This is a genomic window from Kitasatospora sp. NPDC057518 (genome assembly GCF_042802075.1).
GTDB lineage: Bacteria > Actinomycetota > Actinomycetes > Streptomycetales > Streptomycetaceae > Kitasatospora.
Genome location: NZ_JBHVEU010000726.1, coordinates 1 through 2,275 on the forward strand (window position 1 = coordinate 1; position 2,275 = coordinate 2,275).

The 2,275-nt window shown below is 73.2% G+C and carries 2 protein-coding genes; both read left to right on the forward strand.

The features are described 5' to 3' along the window. Positions 1 to 96 precede the first annotated feature (96 nt). The gene (locus ACFU7Z_RS38830) at positions 97 to 1,728 is read left to right on the forward strand and encodes an AMP-binding protein (RefSeq protein ID WP_380782871.1); all 1,632 of its coding nucleotides are present in this window, start codon (positions 97 to 99) and stop codon (positions 1,726 to 1,728) included. Positions 1,729 to 1,792: 64 nt separating this feature from the next. After that, a complete protein-coding gene (locus ACFU7Z_RS38835) occupies positions 1,793 to 2,224 on the forward strand; it encodes an SRPBCC family protein (protein WP_049656735.1) in 432 nt (143 codons plus the stop codon). Positions 2,225 to 2,275: the final 51 nt, after the last annotated feature.

Genomic DNA, 2,275 nt, shown 5'->3' on the forward strand with positions numbered 1-2,275 from the left:
CGCCGTGTCCGTACCCCCGTTCGGGGGTGGCGGCGCGGGGCCGGCGCCCGCGACCATGGACTCCGTCCCGCACCGCCGTCCCCAGGGAGCCCGCCCGTGCCGACCACGCCGACCCCCCGCAGCTACGCCTCCGGCACCTCGGACGTCCCGCTGCTCGGCGACACCATCGGGGAGAACCTCGACCGCGCGGTGCGCGCCTTCCCCGGGCGCGACGCCCTGGTCGACCGGGCCACCGCCCGCCGCTGGACGTACGCCGAACTCGCCGCCGACGTCGACGCCCTGGCGCTCGGCCTGCTGGAACTCGGGATCGCCAAGGGCGACCGGGTCGGCATCTGGGCCCCCAACTGCGCCGAGTGGACGCTCACCCAGTACGCCACCGCCAAGCTCGGCGCGATCCTGGTCACGGTCAATCCGGCCTACCGCGCACACGAGTTGGAGTACGTGCTGAACCAGGCCAGCATCCGGCTGCTGGTCGCCGCCGAGCGCTTCAAGACCTCCGACTACGCCGGGATGATCTCTGAAGTGCGGCCCCGCTGTCCGGAGTTGGAGCACGTCCTGCTGCTCGGCGGCCCCGACTGGGACGCCGTGACCGCCGCCGGACGGCGCGCCGACCCGGCCCGACTCGCCGAACGGCAGGGCGAGTTGGCCCCCGACGACCCGATCAACATCCAGTACACCTCCGGGACGACCGGCTTCCCCAAGGGCGCGACGCTCTCCCACCACAACATCCTCAACAACGGGTACTTCGTCGGGGAGTTGCTCGCCTACACCGAGCAGGACCGGATCTGCATCCCGGTGCCGTTCTACCACTGCTTCGGCATGGTGATGGGCAATCTCGCCGCCACCTCGCACGGCGCCTGCATGGTCATCCCCGCCCCCTCCTTCGATCCCGGCGCCACCCTGGCCGCCGTCGCCGCCGAGCGCTGCACCTCGCTGTACGGCGTGCCGACCATGTTCATCGCCGAGCTGGCCGACCCGGACTTCGACCGTTACGACCTCGGCAGCCTGCGCACCGGCATCATGGCCGGCTCGCCCTGCCCGAGCGAGGTGATGAAGGAGGTCATCGGGCGGATGGGCATGGCGCAGGTCTCCATCTGCTACGGCATGACCGAGACCTCGCCGGTCTCCACCCAGACCCGGGTCGACGACCCGGTCGAGCGGAGGGTCGCCACGGTGGGCCGGGTCGGCCCGCACCTGGAGGTCAAGGTGGTCGACCCGGCCACCGGCCGTACCGTCCCGCGCGGCGAACCCGGCGAGCTCTGCACCCGCGGCTACTCCGTCATGCTCGGCTACTGGGGCGAGCCGGAGCGCACCGCCGAGGCCGTCGACGCCGCCCACTGGATGCACACCGGGGACCTCGCGGTGATGGACGGGGACGGCTACCTCGCCATCACCGGCCGGATCAAGGACATGGTGATCCGCGGCGGCGAGAACCTCTACCCGCGGGAGATCGAGGAGTTCCTCCACACCCACCCGGACATCCTCGACGTCCAGGTCATCGGCGTCCCCGACGCCAAGTACGGCGAGGAGCTGATGGCCTGGATCCGGATGCGGGAGGGCGCCGAGCCGCTCACCGCCGAGGCGGTCCGCGGGTACTGCGCGGGCCGGCTCGCCCACGTCAAGATCCCGCGCTACGTGCACGTGGTCGAGGAGTTCCCGATGACGGTCACCGGGAAGATCCGCAAGGTCGAGATGCGGGCGCAGGCCCAGCGGATCCTGGGGCTCTGACCGGGGCCCGCCTCCGCCCGGGCGAGTCCGGGGAGCGCGCCGGCCCGCCCGGCGGGAGAGTGTGATCATGCTCGACGTCACAGTGGAACGCCTGATCCCCCTCCCGCCCGCCACGGTCGCCGCCTACGCGATGGACTGGCGCCACGACTCCGAGTGGACCCGGGGCATCCGCAGCGCCACCCTCACCCGGGAGGCCGACACCGGCGGCTTCGGCGCGGGCGCCGAGGTCACCCGGACCGCGCACTTCCTGGGCCGGTCCTTCTCGTACGTGCTGCGCGTGTCGCGCCACGACCCGCCGACGGTGCTCGACATGGTCTCCGTCGCCGGGCCGATGCCCATGCGCGTCACCTACACCTTCGAGCCCACCCGGACCGGCACCTTCGCCCGCATCCGGGTCCGCGGCGGCCTCCGCCTGGCCGGCCCGCTGATGTCCCGCCCCGTGCGGTCCGCCCTCACCGCGGACCTGCGCGCCCTGGAGTCCCGCCTCGGCCGCTGACGCCCGCCCCCCCTGCCACCCCCCCGGCGAACGCGGACGGCCGGCGCGGGC